The sequence below is a fragment of the Lactococcus hircilactis genome, assembly GCF_009601015.1.
Taxonomy (GTDB): domain Bacteria; phylum Bacillota; class Bacilli; order Lactobacillales; family Streptococcaceae; genus Lactococcus; species Lactococcus hircilactis.
In genome coordinates this window covers 65,912-83,814 of sequence record NZ_WITJ01000007.1, presented here as the reverse complement: position 1 = coordinate 83,814, position 17,903 = coordinate 65,912, and the positions used below count along the sequence as shown (strand labels likewise).

19 protein-coding genes and 1 pseudogene are annotated in these 17,903 nt (G+C 38.6%); 1 reads left to right on the top strand and 19 read right to left on the bottom strand.

Going from position 1 to position 17,903, the window contains the following annotated elements; all coding sequences use genetic code 11:
• Positions 1 to 140 precede the first annotated feature (140 nt).
• From GHI93_RS06145 to GHI93_RS06110, 8 genes and pseudogenes are all read right to left on the bottom strand, one after another.
• The gene (locus GHI93_RS06145) at positions 141 to 710 is read right to left on the bottom strand and encodes a hypothetical protein (protein WP_170272404.1); all 570 of its coding nucleotides are present in this window, start codon (positions 708 to 710) and stop codon (positions 141 to 143) included.
• Positions 697 to 1,344, bottom strand: a complete 648-nt coding sequence (locus GHI93_RS06140; protein WP_153496186.1) for a hypothetical protein — start codon at positions 1,342 to 1,344, stop codon at positions 697 to 699. Before GHI93_RS06140 ends, GHI93_RS06145 begins: the two co-directional genes overlap by 14 nt.
• Positions 1,345 to 1,347: 3 nt before the next feature.
• A pseudogene (locus GHI93_RS06135) lies at positions 1,348 to 2,283 on the bottom strand (cell wall anchor protein); the annotation flags it as partial.
• A gap of 3 nt (positions 2,284 to 2,286) precedes the next feature.
• Complete coding sequence (locus GHI93_RS06130) at positions 2,287 to 2,871, bottom strand: hypothetical protein (protein WP_153496185.1); 585 nt, start codon at positions 2,869 to 2,871, stop codon at positions 2,287 to 2,289.
• Complete coding sequence (locus GHI93_RS06125) at positions 2,871 to 5,261, bottom strand: cell wall anchor protein (RefSeq protein ID WP_343030326.1); 2,391 nt, start codon at positions 5,259 to 5,261, stop codon at positions 2,871 to 2,873. Before GHI93_RS06125 ends, GHI93_RS06130 begins: the two co-directional genes overlap by 1 nt.
• 198 nt (positions 5,262 to 5,459) lie before the next feature.
• Positions 5,460 to 5,636: a 30S ribosomal protein S21 gene (rpsU, locus tag GHI93_RS06120; RefSeq protein ID WP_003134539.1), complete on the bottom strand. Its 177-nt coding sequence runs from the start codon at positions 5,634 to 5,636 to the stop codon at positions 5,460 to 5,462.
• A 225-nt stretch (positions 5,637 to 5,861) separates the two neighbouring features.
• On the bottom strand, positions 5,862 to 6,848 hold the full coding sequence (locus GHI93_RS06115) for an adenosine deaminase family protein (protein ID WP_153496184.1): 987 nt from the start codon (positions 6,846 to 6,848) through the stop codon (positions 5,862 to 5,864).
• A 77-nt stretch (positions 6,849 to 6,925) separates the two neighbouring features.
• Positions 6,926 to 7,588, bottom strand: a complete 663-nt coding sequence (locus tag GHI93_RS06110; protein WP_153496183.1) for a uracil-DNA glycosylase — start codon at positions 7,586 to 7,588, stop codon at positions 6,926 to 6,928.
• Positions 7,589 to 7,763: 175 nt separating this feature from the next.
• On the opposite strand from GHI93_RS06110, the gene GHI93_RS06105 reads away from it, so the two are divergent.
• Positions 7,764 to 9,194, top strand: a complete 1,431-nt coding sequence (locus GHI93_RS06105) for a hypothetical protein (protein ID WP_153496182.1) — start codon at positions 7,764 to 7,766, stop codon at positions 9,192 to 9,194.
• Between the two features lie 111 nt (positions 9,195 to 9,305).
• On the opposite strand, the gene GHI93_RS06100 is transcribed toward GHI93_RS06105, so the two are convergent.
• The 11 genes from GHI93_RS06100 to hflX form a co-directional block, all read right to left on the bottom strand.
• Positions 9,306 to 10,454: a cystathionine gamma-synthase gene (locus tag GHI93_RS06100; RefSeq protein WP_153496181.1), complete on the bottom strand. Its 1,149-nt coding sequence runs from the start codon at positions 10,452 to 10,454 to the stop codon at positions 9,306 to 9,308.
• Between the two features lie 145 nt (positions 10,455 to 10,599).
• Positions 10,600 to 11,322 carry a YebC/PmpR family DNA-binding transcriptional regulator gene (locus GHI93_RS06095; RefSeq protein ID WP_153496180.1) on the bottom strand — a complete coding sequence of 241 codons (723 nt, stop codon included), beginning with the start codon at positions 11,320 to 11,322 and terminating at the stop codon, positions 10,600 to 10,602.
• 161 nt (positions 11,323 to 11,483) lie between these two features.
• On the bottom strand, positions 11,484 to 12,590 hold the full coding sequence (locus tag GHI93_RS06090; protein WP_343030329.1) for a nucleotidyltransferase: 1,107 nt from the start codon (positions 12,588 to 12,590) through the stop codon (positions 11,484 to 11,486).
• Positions 12,591 to 12,599: 9 nt separating this feature from the next.
• A complete protein-coding gene (locus GHI93_RS06085; RefSeq protein WP_153496178.1) occupies positions 12,600 to 13,328 on the bottom strand; it encodes a class I SAM-dependent DNA methyltransferase in 729 nt (242 codons plus the stop codon).
• 45 nt (positions 13,329 to 13,373) lie between these two features.
• Positions 13,374 to 13,736, bottom strand: coding sequence for a ribosome silencing factor (gene rsfS, locus GHI93_RS06080; RefSeq protein WP_153496177.1), 363 nt, complete (start codon positions 13,734 to 13,736; stop codon positions 13,374 to 13,376).
• A 140-nt stretch (positions 13,737 to 13,876) separates the two neighbouring features.
• Complete coding sequence (yqeK, locus tag GHI93_RS06075; RefSeq protein ID WP_153496176.1) at positions 13,877 to 14,464, bottom strand: bis(5'-nucleosyl)-tetraphosphatase (symmetrical) YqeK; 588 nt, start codon at positions 14,462 to 14,464, stop codon at positions 13,877 to 13,879.
• A 22-nt stretch (positions 14,465 to 14,486) separates the two neighbouring features.
• Positions 14,487 to 15,113 carry an RpiB/LacA/LacB family sugar-phosphate isomerase gene (locus tag GHI93_RS06070; RefSeq protein ID WP_343030325.1) on the bottom strand — a complete coding sequence of 209 codons (627 nt, stop codon included), beginning with the start codon at positions 15,111 to 15,113 and terminating at the stop codon, positions 14,487 to 14,489.
• Positions 15,114 to 15,143: 30 nt separating this feature from the next.
• Positions 15,144 to 15,740 carry a nicotinate-nicotinamide nucleotide adenylyltransferase gene (locus GHI93_RS06065; protein WP_153496175.1) on the bottom strand — a complete coding sequence of 199 codons (597 nt, stop codon included), beginning with the start codon at positions 15,738 to 15,740 and terminating at the stop codon, positions 15,144 to 15,146.
• A 121-nt stretch (positions 15,741 to 15,861) separates the two neighbouring features.
• Entirely contained in the window at positions 15,862 to 16,176 is a 315-nt protein-coding gene (locus GHI93_RS06060) for a YhbY family RNA-binding protein (RefSeq protein ID WP_153496174.1), read from the bottom strand.
• A gap of 3 nt (positions 16,177 to 16,179) precedes the next feature.
• Positions 16,180 to 16,635: a GNAT family N-acetyltransferase gene (locus tag GHI93_RS06055; protein ID WP_153496173.1), complete on the bottom strand. Its 456-nt coding sequence runs from the start codon at positions 16,633 to 16,635 to the stop codon at positions 16,180 to 16,182.
• Positions 16,625 to 17,869, bottom strand: coding sequence for a GTPase HflX (gene hflX / locus GHI93_RS06050; protein WP_343030324.1), 1,245 nt, complete (start codon positions 17,867 to 17,869; stop codon positions 16,625 to 16,627). The genes GHI93_RS06055 and hflX overlap by 11 nt, the downstream gene beginning before the upstream one ends.
• Positions 17,870 to 17,903: the final 34 nt, after the last annotated feature.

Sequence of the window (17,903 nt, the reverse complement as noted above, 5' to 3'; positions counted from 1 at the left end):
CCATTTTCTCCGTTTGAACCATCTATTTAAAAAATACTTTAAATCAATCTTTGAATCCTTTCCCCCTATCTTTCTTTACATATACCAATATACACAAATACTGTTTTTCTATTTTCAGCCCATACCGAAATACTAATCTTTTAAAACATTCCCGTTTTTTTTAATTTTCTTAATAATTTATAACGTTTGGGAATGCTCAAAGCAAAAGTACTTGTGAGTGAACTGAGCATCGTTGCAACTACCATGCAAACAAAGAATAACATATTAGCATTTTTTACAAAATAGAAAGAACCTACAATCATTCCGACAGGACCAAGAAATGCGATAGACAATACATAGTTGGCTTTATAACTTCTATTCAATAAAGCTTTGTCCTCTATGTTTTTCTTTTTTAAAACTAAATTCTCTCTTCTATTTAGCCTTTTTCTTTCCCTTAGCATTAAGATTGACAATAGTATAGACACTAGCAGCACAATTCCCCACATAACGACGAGAATTATTAGATTATTTCTTACGTTTTCAAAAAAATTATTTCCTTTGGATACAATTCCCAAGATTGTCGCAATAGCTCCAGAAAATGAAACAAGCTGTACTCCAGCAATTGATTTGCTATTAGGTGAAGAACGAGTATATAACTGATAATTTTCTATATTGATATAATAATTAACCATATCTTCAGTACGGAGGAAAATTATTTTAGATTTTTCCATTACCATTTTCTCTTGTTTTTTTCTCCCATATATCAACAATCCTTGCTTTTTTAATTGCCAAAATTAAATATGGAAAGAGTAAAGTGAACAGAAAAAATACAATACCATATATAATAAACAGTCTGGGTTCTGAAGTTGTAACATATAGCCCTCCAAATATTGGAGTTAAGATTAAGAAAAACAAACAGATTAATATAACTCTCCTGATATGCTTTTTCACTTCCCTAAGTATCCTCAACCTTTTTTCGGGTGCTAACACAATTGCTTTATATTTCCAAGCTTTTAATCCTCTATCCAAGTCTTTAAATCTTGGATAATTAAATATTCTCTCAACAAAATATAAAAGAGAAGTGATAAGAACTGTTAAAATAACCATTCCTAAAACTAAAGATATTTTTACCAGATAAGTTGGTGAAGAAATAATTGATTGTGCTAACATTCCAAGAACAGTTGCTAGAAACCCTGAAAATTGAGCAAAATTTTGCTTCTGATTCGAAGAAGATTTATTAATCTCATCTTTTATATAAAAAAGCTGAAAGGTCTGTGTATCAATATAATATCTCTGCCCAACATCTTCATATAAAAATTGTTTATGAGAATCAAAAATAGAACTTTTCTTTTCTATATCTACCATTATCTACCTTCTTCTTTTTTTAATTTTATCGTAAATAAAATCAAAACCAACACCAAGAGCCGCGCCTATTCCAATACCAATAATTGTACCAACTCCAGGAGCAAGAGCAGTCCCAAGCATTCCTCCAATTTCTTCTGCAACATATCCACCTGCTACATCTCCCACCGCACTCAGTCCTGCATGGACAGCCGTTTTATTTAGAGCATCATTTGCATTCTCTCCCGATACAATCTGTGTCCCATAGTCCACAAAACTACTTATTTGCCAAGGAGCAAATCGTGTCATATTTTTCAGGCTTTCTCCCAAACTAGAAGACCAAACACTTTCTCCAAAATTCAAAAGTGAATTATCTTCTTTATCTGTGGAATAATTTACTTTTGATGAATTATTTCCACCTTCTTCTGCTACAAGCTGAGCTTCTTTAGAATAATAAGCAGATTGTGGTACATAATTTGGATAGTAAGCACCGCTAGAATTACTATACCCTCCTGACGAATAACCATAACCACTAGAATAAGAATATCCTCCGTCATAACCATAATCATCATAAGTTGGCGCATAATAAACAGGCGCAATGTAATTTGGTACATACTCATAACCATTGGCATAATAAGTCGTCGCATAAGGATTGCTCGTGTTGTAATACACCATCGGTGGAACATATTTGTAGTAAACGTTTAGCGTTTCATCATGTTTTGGATAAAATCCCGATCGTTTGGTACTTCCTTCGATATAGTAATTGCCAAAGTTGTAAGGGACATTGACCGAATAAGCATGCCCATAAAGCCCTGTGGTTGATTCTTGTCCGAGGTAAACGCCGTCTGTGCCATAATAATCATAGATGACGGTACTTTGGATATGATAATAATCGCCGACAGTGATTGTGTTCCCAGCCGTCTTTTGATTTTGCCAACCGTATTGATAATGAGGAAAATTGCTTAATCATCTAAACTCTTTTCCTCCAAAATATAACTCTTTCAATACAACTTTTGCGATACAATTTCTATCTTTAATGATATTAAAACCAGAAATTAAAACCGGAATAGCAAAAACTACAACAGCATATATGATTAGTAATTGTAAATTCGAACTTTCGATAAAAAGATAGCCCGTAAAAAGCGTTACTATTAGCCAAATTATAATTAAAATAACAATTACTCGATATGAAAATTGCGCACGCTTGAGTAAAGAATATTTAAGCTTTAAATTTACGGCTGTTAAGGAATAATTATATTTAATTTTACTTGAAAGGAAATTTGCCAGCACTCCTGCTAGAACAGAGATAACCAATATTGCTATTGTTATTAAAAGGTTAATTAATATCGAAGTCCGAGTCGAATTTTGGAGTAAAACCCCTGACAGGCTAGTAATAGGACTAATGATTGTTGGCGATGTTGTTACAAGAGTCGCAATAAACTTATTTTGATATTCTCCTTTATAAATTTTATGGTCTTGCTCTCCAATGAAATAAATAACCTTATTTTTGGTTGTTAATGGAATCATTCGATTCTTTTGATTTTTCATCATCACCTTACCCATTTATCTATTGCCCAATCAGCTAGTGTATCCAAAAAATATGCAATAACCCAGCCTAATAGAAAAGCAGCCCCAAAACTCAATAAATCAACTAATATATTTACTAAAATTGTTATCCCCAAATGAACCGCTGTTTTTAGTGCTGCTATACTTGGATTATTTGTAGAGAATTGTAAAAAAGCATCAAATACTGTTCCAAAAATTGTATCAGAAATTTCTTTGCTTGTTGCACGTTCAGCCATAATCCCCCATGTCCCTAATTTAGAAGTTATGTCACCTACTATTGTGCTAAGAATACCTTTTAATGCAGAACTACCATGAGTAGCCCTAGTCTTATTAGATTTCCTACTATATTTTTGTGAGTTAACAGATGAATTCTTATTATTATTTTGTTGAGGGGATTGAGATTGTGCAACATTATTGGCGGAGTTATAATCTCCATCAGAATTTCCACTATCAGAAGAGTAATCACCGTCATATCCATAGGTTGACACATAATAAACCACAGGCGCAATGTAATTTGGTACATACTCATAACCATTGGCATAATAAGTCGTCGCATAAGGATTGCTCGTGTTGTAATACACAATCGGTGGGACGTATTTGTAGTAAACATCTAGCGTTTCATCATGTTTGGGATAAAGTCCTGACCGTGTCGTGCTTCCTTCGATATAGTAATTACCAAAGTTGTAAGGGACATTGACCGAATAAGCATGTCCATAAAGCCCTGTGGTTGATTCTTGTCCGAGATAGACACCGTCTGTGCCATAATAATCATAGGTGACGGTACTTTGGATATGATAATAATCGCCGACAGTGATTGTGTTCCCATTTCTGTGTTGTGTTTCTTGACCATAAGCATAATGTGGGAATTTGCTGGCTGGAACCGTCCAAGAAACATTTGGGAACCAGATAAATTGGTGCTGTGGCACAATGAGTTGATTGTTTTCATCGGCGTCATAGTAGTTGAGATAGACAACATCTCTGACTTGTGTCGTTAAATGTGCTTGAAGTGCTGAACCAAAGAGGTCATAGCGTACTCCTTGCGAGTATTGATAAGAGTTTCCACTACGCGCTGGGGATGGACTGTAGAAGTCATAGTCAAAGTTGGAGAGAAAACCAACACCTAAGTAACCGCCATAAGGCAAGCTAGCCTGACCGTTTAGATCAGTATCTGAGGGAGTCGTATCATAAATGACGCCAGTTGAATCGGTCGCAAGATTGGTCGTCTTTGGAATGACAGTTAATAGATTGGCAAGATTAGTTTTTACACCCTGAGCGACATCAACGTCAGTGGTAATAAAAGAAGCTAAGACAGGAGTTGGAATGTCCGTGTCATGTGCCACGATTTGATAGTTGAGATCCACGTGATTTGCACCATAATAAAGTGCAACAATCGAATTTCCATCTGAGTTGGCGATTTTTTGTTCACCAGTAAAAGCAAGCCCAATCGGACAATCTGATGTCCCACCTTGCCAAGTTGAAGCATCTGTTGAGATGACTTTGTAGATCAAATCCAGATTCGTTCCTGCTAGCGTTGTGCCGATGTTGATAATTCGTCCAGAATCTCCGGGATTCATAGTATATGTGGTCGCAGGTATGGTTGGACCGTCCGTTTGTCCAAAGTTTGCAGCACTAATTTGACCTGTTGTTTGACCTTTGATTGGAATGACTTGCGTCTTATCTGACCAATGAAGTCCATCTGGGGTTACAAAATTGTTGGGAACAAGGTTATTTGCTTTAATCGTGATATTGATATCGTCAAGAGTCGCAGGTCCAGTAATGTCATTTGCGACTGAACCTGTAGCAGATATCGAACTGATGGAAGGGTCTTGATGATTGGCTTGACTTGAGATTTCTCCATTTGTTAGTGCTGGATTCGTAACTGTTCCAGTCGCTGAAAGACTAGAGGCAACCGTGACTGCAGGGTGACTTGAATCAAGAGGGAAAGTTGGTGCGTTTGAACTAGTGGAACTTGGTGCCAAATCTAACCCGCTTGTACGATCAGTTGTGTTGGCGCTTGAAATTGGGCTAGAACTGACAGATGATGGACTTGATGCTGAGCTAGTTAAAGATGAGCTTTCCTTACTTAGATTTGTATTTAGCGTTGTTTGTGACGATGAAAGAGGTGCGGGAACCATTTGTATTTGAGCATTTTCTGTCTTTCCATGAGTGGCCAAATCAGATGCGGCAGATAAAGTGCTCTCAGTTGTTTTATCAGGCTTATTTGTTTGAACACTTGCTGCTAAAGTAGCAGAATCATCATCTGCTTTCACCGATAATGGCAGCGCACTAGCAAATAATCCCAAAAATATCCCTGTACTCAACAGCAAAATTTTACTCGATTTTTGCTGTTGAAACCACTTTTTGTGAAATTTCACTGTATTTTCCTTCTTTATATTTTTTCTATTCTGACTATTACAAATTATAGCACTAAACGAAAGCGATAGCGTATTTAAAGTCATCAAAAAAATAAGAAGTACTGTTTAAAGAATAAAAAAAACTCCCGCTTTTAGGAGTTGCTGGACGATTATCTGTAATAAAAAAACACTGAACTGTGTCAGTGCTTAAAATTTCAATTAGAATTTTTTACGTTTACGAGCTGCTTCTGATTTGCGTTTAGCTTTTACAGATGGTTTTTCGTAGTGTTCACGTTTGCGAAGTTCTTGAAGCGTACCAGCTTTAGTTACTGAACGTTTGAAGCGACGGAGTGCGTCGTCAAGTGATTCATTTTTACGAACGATAGTTTTTGACATTTATTTCACCCCATTCCTGTTTCAAATTTCGTGTTATTTCACACGTCTTATCCATTCTATCAAAACTTTATTGCTTTGTCAAATCAGATTTTTCAAAGTACGATTTCACTTCAGCTTTAAAGCAAAAACTCCATTGTCAACAGTGTAACTTTCTGTCAGTACTGACAGAAAGTTCTGACATGATTTTTTTGACAGATTGAGTGATGGGGATCTGTGGTGATATTTTTAGCGAATGAATGTCGCGCGGTGAGCGAGTTCATTTGCTGTTTTCGCTTCTTCAAAGGTCAAAATTTTATGATCTAAAAGCATTTGATACTCTTTGGGTAAGGTGGTGTTTTGTAAGATTGGGCCATCTGTATTGATGGTGAAAGGGACGTGATGAGAGAGGAGCGTTCTGTAATTTTCTCTCATCTCATCCATATCTTTGACGGACTGAGTTTGTAGGTTTGAGCTGGGGCAGGTTTCCAAAATGATCTGATGTTCTGATAAATACGCCATCAATTGTGCATCGTGCACACTCGCAATTCCGTGTCCGATGCGATGAGGTTTGAGTTTTGTGACGACTTCCCACATCTCATCAGCATTGGTTGCTTCTCCCGTGTGAATCGTCAAGCCAAGTCCTTCAGCATGGATGCGCTTTGCAATGCCTTCTAAGGCATCAAAACTAAAATCTTTTGCAATGGGACCCGCTAAATCGACTCCGATTACCCCACGCTCACGATATTTTATTGCTTTTTCGACGATTTTACTGTTGACTTCTGCAGAAAACCGGCGATCCATTGATAAAATCAACCCTGTTTTAAGTTTTGGAAATTTTAAGCTTGCACGCTCAAGCCCCTGCAATGTATAAACAATGATATGATCTAAATCAATCTTTCCTTTTCTTGAACGAAGCATTGGATTCATCCGAATCTCCACCAAATCAATCTGGTCATGCTGATAAAGATACGTCGGAACTTGCTCTGCTAAGCGAAACATCGAATCTGGTGTGGACTGAATTTCTTCTAAAATATCATACATTTTCAAATAATCGTCATAGCCAACATTACCTTGGATTTGCACAGAGCGCGCAAATTCAAAATAATCGCGCGCAGGAAGTTTCATCCCTTGCTCATGTGCCAAATCCCACAAAATTTCTGGTGTGACAGATGAGGAGATATGCATGTGTAAATCTGCCAAATGTCCAAGATCGACTGCTGTTTTTGTTTCCATTGTTTCAAGTGCCCTTCGAAATATAATTGTTGTCTATCATAACAAAAAGCACACACAAAATCAAGTGTGCGTTTTGTTTATTTGCTCCAATCAATTGGAGATTGTCCGGTTGAGTTTAGATAGGTGTTGGTTTTTAAAAAGTGATCGCAGCCAAAAAATCCGCGTGTTGCAGAGAGAGGTGAGGGATGAGGTGCTTCTAAGATGAGGTGCTTTTTGGGGTCGATGAGTGCTGCTTTTTTGCGCGCAAACCCTCCCCAGAGCAAGAAAACTTTGGGACGATCATCTTCACTTGCAATTGTGATGAGGCTATCGGTCAATGGTTCCCAGATTTTTCCTGCGTGCGCATTCGATTGAAATTCAGGGACAGTGAGGACTGCATTTAAGAGTAAAACGCCTTGTTTTGCCCAAGCGGTCAAATCCGTACTTTTTTTATCAAATCCTTCATTTTGGAGTTCTTTTTGGATGTTTGACATTGAGTCTGGACGTGTCACTTTGAATTGGTCTGGATAAGAAAAACTCAAGCCTTGCGCCTTTTGAGGTTGGGGATATGGATCTTGTCCAACAATGATAACTTTTGTCTCTGAAAGTGAGGTCAACTCAATCGCACGAAAAATTTTTTCTTCTGGGGGATAAATTTTTGCGCCGTCAGCATAAACGGAATTGATGAATTCAAGCATGCGTTCAAAATAATTTTGAGGGAGATGTTCGCGTAAGGGCACTGACCAGTCTGTTTTTTTCATACTTTGATTATACCAAGATGTGAAGAAAAATGAAATCATTTTTTGAACGTTTGACTTTTTATCTGTTTAATTTTTGCATATCTTTTTGAATCTCGCTGTTTTTATGAGAAAATAATTATATAAAAATAATTTAACTCTCATTTTTTAAGATTTTCATTAAAGAAAGGATCATTCAATGACTCAAATAAGAATAGAAACTGAACATCTGATGACCCACGATCAGATTGAACAAATCAAAAAAGGAATTCGTATCTCAAAAAATTGGCCTGCCAGAAAACGGACACGTTATCTCGCATCTGTACTGTCCATTCTCTCCATTATGGAATCAAATGAATTGAATATGACGCTAGATATGCTCAAGCATGCAAATGGAAATCAAAGTGAAGTGATTGCAGAGTTGCTCAATCTCACGATTGAAGAGCATAATGCTCATGTGATTGATTATAATGCAAAAGTGGCGTTATTTATGGCTGGGATGGAAATTTCTGCTGTCACTCAAGCAAGTCTGGTAAAAGAGTACTTGTCTTTAAATTTAAAAGCAGAATATTTCAAGGAAATGGTGGCACTTGCAAATCGGACATTCAATCAGAAATTTGCCCAATTTGAAGCGTCTTATCATGAGTGGGAGCTTTTGAATCGTGCGTTTCAGCTTAATGGAAAAACGGCGCTTGTGGAAAATCAAAATTACATCAACCTTGGAAAGATTGCACCTGAATTTGTGGCATTTCGCGACGAACAGACGGATCAAAAGCTCATCATTTGGGTGAAAAATCCGCCAACAATGAGTGCTGCGGCCTATCTTCAGTTACTGAGTGAGAAAATGTATCATCAGCCAGAGTGGTTAAAAAATCTGGACGCATTCGATGTGGAGTTTTTGGTTGGTGATCAAAAGCGCGTGAGTAAAAATTGGAAGATGACCTTTCAAGTGATGGATACCGCACAAGGGTGGATCATTTTAAAAAGTAGTGGAGTCATCAATAGTACAATCTGGTCGTATGGACATTCGCAAGCACCAGGTGAGCGCCCGACGTTTAAACCCGTTCAATTTTCGGAATTGGTCTTACCAGTAGCACCTTTTGATGAAGAGACGTTGTCAAATTATGACACTTATCTTCGTTATATGACCATGTGGAATGATGTGTATCATCTGCTCGGTTATGGGGCGACTTCAAATGAGGCATTTCATCAGGCTGAGAAATTTAATCCAGAATTAAGTGACGTTTTTAAAAATTCTGGAGGACAAGCGCATTATTTAGCACTTGCAAAAGCTTATCCTGAGCAAAAAGAAGCACTTCTTGCTGGATTTATTCCACACTTCTTTTTTCTCAATGCTTGTGGTGGAATCGACCGTGATACGCATCACATCTGGAAGGATAAACTTGAAAAAACATGCTTATGGTTAGAGGAAAATTGGAATTTACTTTCAATGGAAGATCAAGCCGTCTTGTGTGAAAAGTGGGGCGTCAATCCTACATGTGACAAGGAATGGATTTTGAATGCTTATCTTGAGCGTGAGTGCGATCAGATGATGGGAACAACGGGAATGAAAATTGATGAGTTGATGCATCGCCAAAATGAAATTCTTAATGGAAATTTCTTAATATAATGGTCTCATTCATTTCTTTCACCAAATGGTCCTTATCCTTTTATTAGGATGAGGATCATTTTTTTGACGAAAAAATTTCTGTCAGTACTGACAGAAATTCGTGAGGATTTTTTAAGCATTGACTTTTTCAAATGCAGCGCTCAAATCAGCGATGAGGTCTGTGGCATCTTCGATTCCGACAGATAAACGAATCAAACTGTCTTTGATGCCTGCTTTTTCTCGGAGGGCTTTTGGGACGGAGGCATGTGTCATGACTGACGGAACTTCAATCAAGCTCTCAACGCCACCTAAAGATTCTGCTAATAAAATGTATTTCAAACTTTCGACAAATGGTTTTACTTTGCTTTCATCTGCGAGTTCAAAAGAAATCATCCCGCCAAAACCGTCCATTTGTTTTTTGGCAAGCTCATGTCCGGGATCTTGTTTGAGTCCTGGAAAATATACTTTTGAGACGTAAGGTGAGGCATCAAGAAATAGGGCAAGTTTTTTTGCATTCGCTGCGTGAGCTTCCATGCGCAATGCTAGTGTTTTTATCCCACGCAAAACGAGCCAGCTGTCATTTGGACCTAGCACACTTCCGATGGAATTTTGTAAAAAACCAATGTGATCAGCCAATTTTTCAGAATTCGTCGTCACTAATCCTGAAATCACATCTGAATGTCCACCGAGGTATTTTGTTCCAGAATGAAGCACAATATCTGCACCAAGTTCAAGTGGGCGTTGGAAATAAGGGGTTGCAAATGTATTATCTACCACTGTCAGCGCTCCGTGTGATTTGGCGAGTGCTACAATTTGTGCAATATCATGAATTTTGAGTAATGGATTTGATGGACTTTCAAAATAAACTGCGACGGTTTCAGGTTTGAATTTTTCTGTCAGTACTGACAAGTCGCTAAAATCTACCAAATCATAGGTCAATCCTGATTTTGAGAGAATTTCATCGACCAATCGAAAGGTTCCTCCATAAATATCATCCGCCAAAATCAAGTGATCGCCTGGCTTAAAAAGAGAAAGCACCGCGTGAATGCCCGCCATTCCAGATGCAAATGCAAAGCCACGCACGCCGCCTTCAAGCTCTGCTATCAGTGCTTCAAGCGCGTGTCGTGTGGGATTTCCTAAGCGCGTGTATTCATATTCTTTTGGACTTCCAAGTCCGTTTTGCAAAAAAGTTGAGGTCTGATAAATCGGGGTCACGACTGATCCTGTTACTTGATCTGTGCTAACTGCACCGTGAATCACTTTAGTTTTTAACTGTGGCATGGCATCTCCTGTTTCTTTATTTTATTATTCTACCAAAATCTCAAGCGCCTGCGTCATTAAATTTTTTTATCTGGACTTTTAGTTTTTGGTGGGCATGAAATGAAAAGAAAGAAAAAAACAAGGAATCGTCCTTGTTTTACATTGTTTACTCCATATTTTCAACGTTGTGATAGACTTTTTGTACGTCTTCGTTGTCTTCAAGTGCATCTATCAAACCTTCAAAAACGGCGAGGTCTTCGTCTGATAAGCTCACTTCAGATTGTGCGATAAGCTCTAAATCTGTTTCTTCAAACTCAGAAATACCATCTGCTTTGAGTACAGAAATTGCTTTGTGAAGCTCTGCAGGTTCTGTCGTAACCGTGATATAACCTTCTTCTGAAACAACATCACGAACGTCGATTTCGCCATCCAACAGTACTTCAAAAATGTGATCACTGTCGTCGCCTTTAAACACAATCACACCAGTATTATCAAACATATAGCTCACAGATCCTGCAGCACCAATATTTCCGCCGTTTTTGTGGAAAATCGTTCGGATATCAGCAATGGTACGGTTGACATTGGGAGTCAATGTTTCACAAACAATCATTGATCCATTTGGTCCAAATCCTTCATAACGTCCTTCAACAAAGGTTTCATCTGATTTTCCTTCTGCTTTTTTAAGTGCATTTTCGATGACGTGACGTGGAACTTGTGCTTGTTTTGCTTTTTCAATCGTGAATTTTAATTGACTGTTTGCTTCAGGATCGGTTGATCCTCCTCTTTTTGCTGCAACATATAATTCGACACCGAATTTTGCATTTTTAGCGGAAGTTGCACCGTCGTTTTTTGTTTTTTTAGCAACAATATTTGCCCATTTACGTCCCATTGGTCTATACCTTCTTCTTTTAAACTTTAATATTAGAGCGTTTGCTCGAGATTTTTACTAGAATATTATACCATAATTTTTTGCTTTATTCAGCTGATTCGTTGTATTTCATGGTTTTACAGCACTTCGAAATTGAATTTTTAACTCTTGTGATGTCCTTTTCACAAAATAATTGGTTTTCTGCCGAAATTTTGCTCTGTCACTGCTAAATGACCGAGTTGATAAATCTCATCTGCATTTTGCGTGACCTTATCCCACGGTTTTTGTCCAATCCGCACAATGATTTTTTCGCGTACTTTTCGCAAATGTGCTTGTCCTTTTTTATTGAATCCAAGCACATGAATCTGTTTTGGCAAGGTAAAATTTGGCGTAATGCCAAGTAAAATATAAGTCAAAACCCTTCTTACACGTGCTTTTGTGTATCTTTTGGTGTGGACTAAATCAACCAATGTCTCAAAATTTTCTGCGCTGTTCATTGATTTTTTTATGCGATGTGAGAGTTCTTCATTCACCTGAAAAATACAGGTCAAATCTGATGTTGATACGATTCGATAACGCAAAAGTGGAAAATAATTTTCCCAAGAAACTGCATTGAGAGCGCCGTCTGGAATGTCCAGTGCTGACGGCATGAATTTTTGGAGTTTGTCAGTACTGACAGCAGCCAAAATTTCCCGTCGCAAGGCAGAACCACTGGCATAGGAGCTGGTTGACGCAAGGATTTTACTGTCATGACTCGCTCCCAAACGCACGATTGATTGCAGTTGAATCTGTTTTTTCGCGCATGCTTTGGCGTACGCCAACCCAAGCACATGATTGGGCGTGTTCCCATCAAAAGTCACCGTTGAAAAGTGCTGCCACATGCGCTGCGTTTTTTCTGGATAGCTAAAATCATCAGGAAGAGCAGCAATGAATGCCTCCATTTCTTGCGCATTTTGAGCATAATTTTTTGAAATTTCATTGTAATCAATCGTCGTTTCCGATCCAAAAATCAATGTCTCACATCCTAATTCAGCTAAAATATCGACTGCACCTCGTGCAAAAAAATCAGCAGATTGCACTGAAATTTGCGTGGGCAATTCAACAACGATATCTGCCCCATTTTCTAGCGCCATTTTCGCACGGATCCATTTATCAAAAATAGCTGGCTCCCCACGTTGCACCCAATTTCCACTCATCACAACAATTTTCAGGCCTTGTGCTTGAGTAAGCAAGTGCTTATGCCCATTGTGAAAGGGATTAAATTCTGCAATAATTCCTGTAATTTTTATCATTTTTTCTCATTTCACACACACAAAAAACCAGCGCAAACTCTCTTGATTTGGCGCATCATCCGTAAAATCCGCATACACTTCAACCTTTGAAAAGTCTGTCAGCGCTGACAGATACTGCTCTATCTCATACGTCCGTTCTTTGTGGACTTCATCTTTTCTGACAAATTTTCCGTCTGTATCTTTCACAAAAAAAGTCAACTCATGAATCACAGCATGCGCACTTTCTCCTGCAAAACTGTCCCACAAAAATGCAAAATCTTCTTCATTTTCATGATATGACGTCCCTGGAAAAATAGCATCCATTTGATGCAGCGAATGAACATCAAACAAGAACTGTCCTCCCTTTGTCAGTACTGACGAAACCTCAGAAAAGACCTTTTTGACCTCATTTAGATCCTCCATGTAACAAATCGAATCCGAATAGCACGTCACGCAATCAAACGGTCCAAGTCCTGAAAGTTCTCGCATATCACCTGCCACAAAATCAATTGAAACGCCTGCACGTGTAGCTTTTTGACTGGCAAGCGTCAACATTTCCTCAGAAATATCAAGCCCCACGATCTGATAACCTTGCTGCGCCAAACGAACCGATAAAGCCCCAGAACCACACGCCAACTCAAAAATCGACTGTGTTGTTTTTGCTAAATGACGATTGGTAAACGCCAGCCACTGATCATAAAGGGACTGATCCATCACTTGATCATACACTTTTGAAAAATCTTCATAAAATGCCATTTTTACTCCTTAGAAAAATTCTGTCAGTACTGACAGAATTCATTTTTAATCTTCGTTGGTCCATTGTGACAATTCAACTAACGGTGCATCTCGCCAAAGTTTTTCGAGATTGTAGCGACTGCGTGAATCATGATCAAACACATTGACCACAACATCCCCCAAATCAAGCAACACCCAGCCATCACGTCCTTCACCTTCGATATGTCCACCTAAAGGAAAACCAGCTTTTTCAGCTTCTTCATCCACATTGTCCACAATCGCATCCAACTGACGTCCATTCATCGCTTCACAAATCACAAAATAATCCGCAAATCCAGACACTTCAGACATATCCAGTGCCACAATATCGAGCGCTTTTTTATCATCCGCTGCTTTAACAACCACTTCAAGTAATTCTTTTGAATTCAAATTTTAATCTTTCCATTCTTTTTAATCATACTATTTTAACATATTTTCTTCGTCACAAGCAATCGCTTTATTCGTGACGGGCCAATTTTTGTAACTCACATCTCAAACCTGGTCCATTTTACTCATTTTAGCTTTTCGAATCATTCTTCTACCGCCGTGAGTGCATTTACGTAAGCGTTGTAAGTTTCAATGGTCTGTGGATAGATGGGAACGCGCTTTTTGGCTAAAAATTCCACAGTCCGCACTGTTTCAAATGCAACAGCGGCATCAAGTGAACGCTGCGCGATTTTTCTTGCCTCATCAACACCTTCAAACGTCCGATTTTCCTCAATATAATCCGCCACATAAACGATTTTATCGAGCATACTCATCGTGCTTGAACCTACCGTATGGGTTTTGATCGCCTGCAAAATCTCTGGATGTTCTTGTGCAATAAAAGGAAAATCCTCTTTGATTTTCAACCACCCCACAAGCCCGTGCAAGACATTGTTGCCCCAATCTTTTAGCGCTTCATCAAGTCCGTACATGTCAATCAAACGCAGATATTCTGCTTGAGGTTGTTCTTTTGCATAATCATGTAAGAGCCCCGCTAACGCTGCGACTTCTGGATTTTCATACCCAAAACGCACCGCCAATTCCCGTGCCGCTTTCTCCACCCCAAGACAATGCTTGTAGCGCGAAGCTTTCACTTGCGATCGAAGTTGCTGTAAAATTTCTTCTCTTGTCATGTTTTTCACACTCCTTTTCACTTCACACGATTTTAGTTCTTAAAAACGCGATGCATTCCCGCTGTGTGCCATTTTCAATAATGAAATGCATTAATTCTTTTTTTTCAAAAATGGGACGAACAAACGCATCAGATAATCCTGTAAAAATAGAAATAATATCTGTTGACGCAAGCGATTTCATCATTTTTAGTTTTTCTGCATCTTTTTTCTTACGCTGCGCTGACGCTTGGGGATAGCCTGTATTCATCGGAGTTTCAAATAATTTTTCTAATGTAAATCTTAGATTAACTTCGCCAGCCCATCCAAAATTTAGCCCTAAAGGAAGACTCGCACAGTTTCCCTGATTGATTCGTCCAAATAAAAACGCATCTGTTGGAGTCGGTAAATAACCACAAATCACTTGAGGAAGCGCGTTACACGCAATAGCCATCCCATTGCCTGAACTACACCCTGTCACAACAAAATCAACTGCACCAGAATTCAATAGCAAACCCACGCAGAGTGCAATTTGAACATAAGAAAAATTTTCTTCCCCTTCATTCACACCAAAATTAATGACCTCTGCTGTTTTTGCTGCACGTTTTGTTTCATCAAACAAAAGCTGATTTCTTGCAATTTGAGTACTGGCTTGAATCACAGCAATTTTCACTTTCACACTCCTTTTCACTTCACACGATTTTTAAACATACAATCTATTTTTCATGATGTAATCAAGTACTTTTGGGGCAAGTAAAAAATGAGGAATAATCCCGTGCGCAAGCTGTTCGCGAATGAGTTGACCTGAAATGTCCATCGCAGGGACATCTACCCACAAAATCGGATAGGACGTTCCAATGCGATAACGCGGTCTGCGAATGCCCACAAACTGCACAATTTCAAGCAATTCATCAATGTGTTCCCAGCGTGCCATTGTATCAATCATATCTCCACCAACAATGAAATAAAAATCACATTCAGGATTTTCTTCTTGCAACTCACAGACCGTCTCATAAATGCCATGTTTTTCAGCATGAAGGCGGCACTCATCAACTTCAAGCCCTTCAATATCATCAATTGCTGCCGTTAGCATTGTTGCAACATGACCGTTGGTATTGTGCTCAGGCAGAAAAACGACCTTTTCAAGGTGGAGCTGTTGCCGAACTTGATCAGCAATCGTCAAGTGTGCCAAATGCACTGGATTAAAATTGCCCCAAAAAAGCCCAATCATTCGCCGATTTTCAGTTTTTTCTTCTTCAAGTTTTACCTTTGTGAAAGGTGTTAAGAGATCTATTGCCATTTCTTTACCTTTTTATCTTTTTAATCTTCCAAGTCCCGCTGCAGTTCCGCTTAAAACCGTTTTGTCAGTACTGACAGCACCTTTTTTAGCTCTTTTTGACGCTGTCAGTACTGACAGCACCTTATTTCACGAGTGCTTTCACATCAACAGAGATTTTGCGATTTTCTTTTTTGTCAGAAACCTTAAATACGACAAGATTTCGACCAATGATTTGAACCACATCAAGTCCCATTTCTTCAATTGCTGCTGCCACATCAAGTGCCACTTCATCTGAGTTTTGCAAAATATTAACTTTGATCAACTCACGCGCATCGCAAGCTGTACGAATGCTGGTCAAGATCTCGTTAGATAATCCTGCTTTTCCAATCTGCACAATCGGTTTCATTGTCACTGCTAAACTGCGCAAGTAGCGTTTTTGTTTTCCGTTTAATTCCATGATTTAATTTTTTTCCATTTCTATTTTTTTAACTAAATGATTTTGATTTTCATCTAAACCAACTTTTATAAATCCTTTTGCTGGATAAAATTTTCCAGCTTCAACATAATGTTCGGGAAATCTCGTGTGAATTTCTGAAATTTTCTGTGCTCTCGCATAATTTTCAACCGTAGTTAAAAGCTGACTTGCAATGCCACATCTTTTGTAGTCAGGTTTAATAAAGAGCCGTTTCAAAAAAAGTCCTTTCTCTGAAATTCGATGTTCACCAACCATTCCAACCACACGATTATCCTCAGAAATTGCGAGCCAAAATTCATCGCCAAGCTCAAAATAATTCCTTTTAATATCTAATAAATCCTCACGTAAATGAGGTTTTCCAAGCGCTTCTTTGGCGAGGAGATAACAAAGAAACATATCATCCCGATACTCATCTGTGTATCTGATTATTTCAAAATTCATTCAATTTCCATCTCAACTCAGGCGCAATCAATCCTTTAACCTGATATCCCTCTTTTCCCTCAACGACGGATTGCACCAAAGCACTCTTTTTTAATTCAGGTAACTGATAGGCTTTTTCGTAAGGGAGTTCCAACTCAAAAGCATCAAAAAGCTCATGCAATTTTTCTAAAATTGCTGTTTTCAACCATTGAACGCCATTTTCTGATTTAATTGAGAGCTGCAAACTTGGGGACAAAGTTGGCAAGAAATCACCTGGTGCTAGATCCATTTTATTATAAACATTCAACACAGGAATATTGGTCAGTTTCAAATCTTCCATGATTTTCAAAACCGTTTGTTCATGAATTTCATGATAAGGATTGCTGGCATCAATAACATGAATCAGTAAATCAACATTGGCAGATTCTTCTAAGGTTGATTTAAAAGCTTTAATCAGCTCTGTGGGCAGATTTTGGATAAAACCGACCGTATCTGTCAGTGAGACCGTAAAATCTTCAACCAATTGAACCGCTTTTGTCGTAGCGTCCAAAGTCGCAAAAAGTTCATTTTGCTCATATTGTTCTTTATCAAGCCCCACTAAAGCATTCATCATACTGGATTTCCCGGCATTGGTGTACCCAATCAAACCAATCCGAAAAATTCCTGATTTTGAGCGTTTTTGGCGGATATTTTCCCTTGTTTTTTCAACTTTTTTGAGGGCTTTATCAATGTTTTCAATTCGAGTGCGAATATAGCGACGATCCGTTTCAAGCTTAGTTTCACCAGGTCCTTTAGAGCCGATTCCCCCACCTTGACGACTCAGCATAATCCCTTGTCCCACCAAGCGCGGCAAAAGGTAGTTGAGCTGGGCTTCTTCCACTTGAAGCATTCCTTCATGTGAGCGCGCACGCATGGCAAAAATATCCAAAATTAATTGCATCCGATCGATGACTTTGACGCCCAAAGCTTCTTCTAAATTGACATTTTGCCTTGGTGATAAGCGACGATTAAAAATAACCGTATCAATTTCGCCCACTTCAATCGCCCAACGCATTTGTTCAATTTTTCCTGAGCCAATCATGGTCCGACCATCTGGACGCTCTCTTTTTTGAGTAAATTGGTCAATGACCAAGCCACCTGCCGTTTTTGTCAACTCCGCAAGTTCAAGCATGGATGACTCAAAAGTTTGAGCATTTTCAGCTGTTTCTACTCCCGCAAGGAGCACACGTTCTTGTTTTTCTTCTAAATCTATCACATTTCACTCCGTTGCTTCGGTTTTCGAAGCTTTA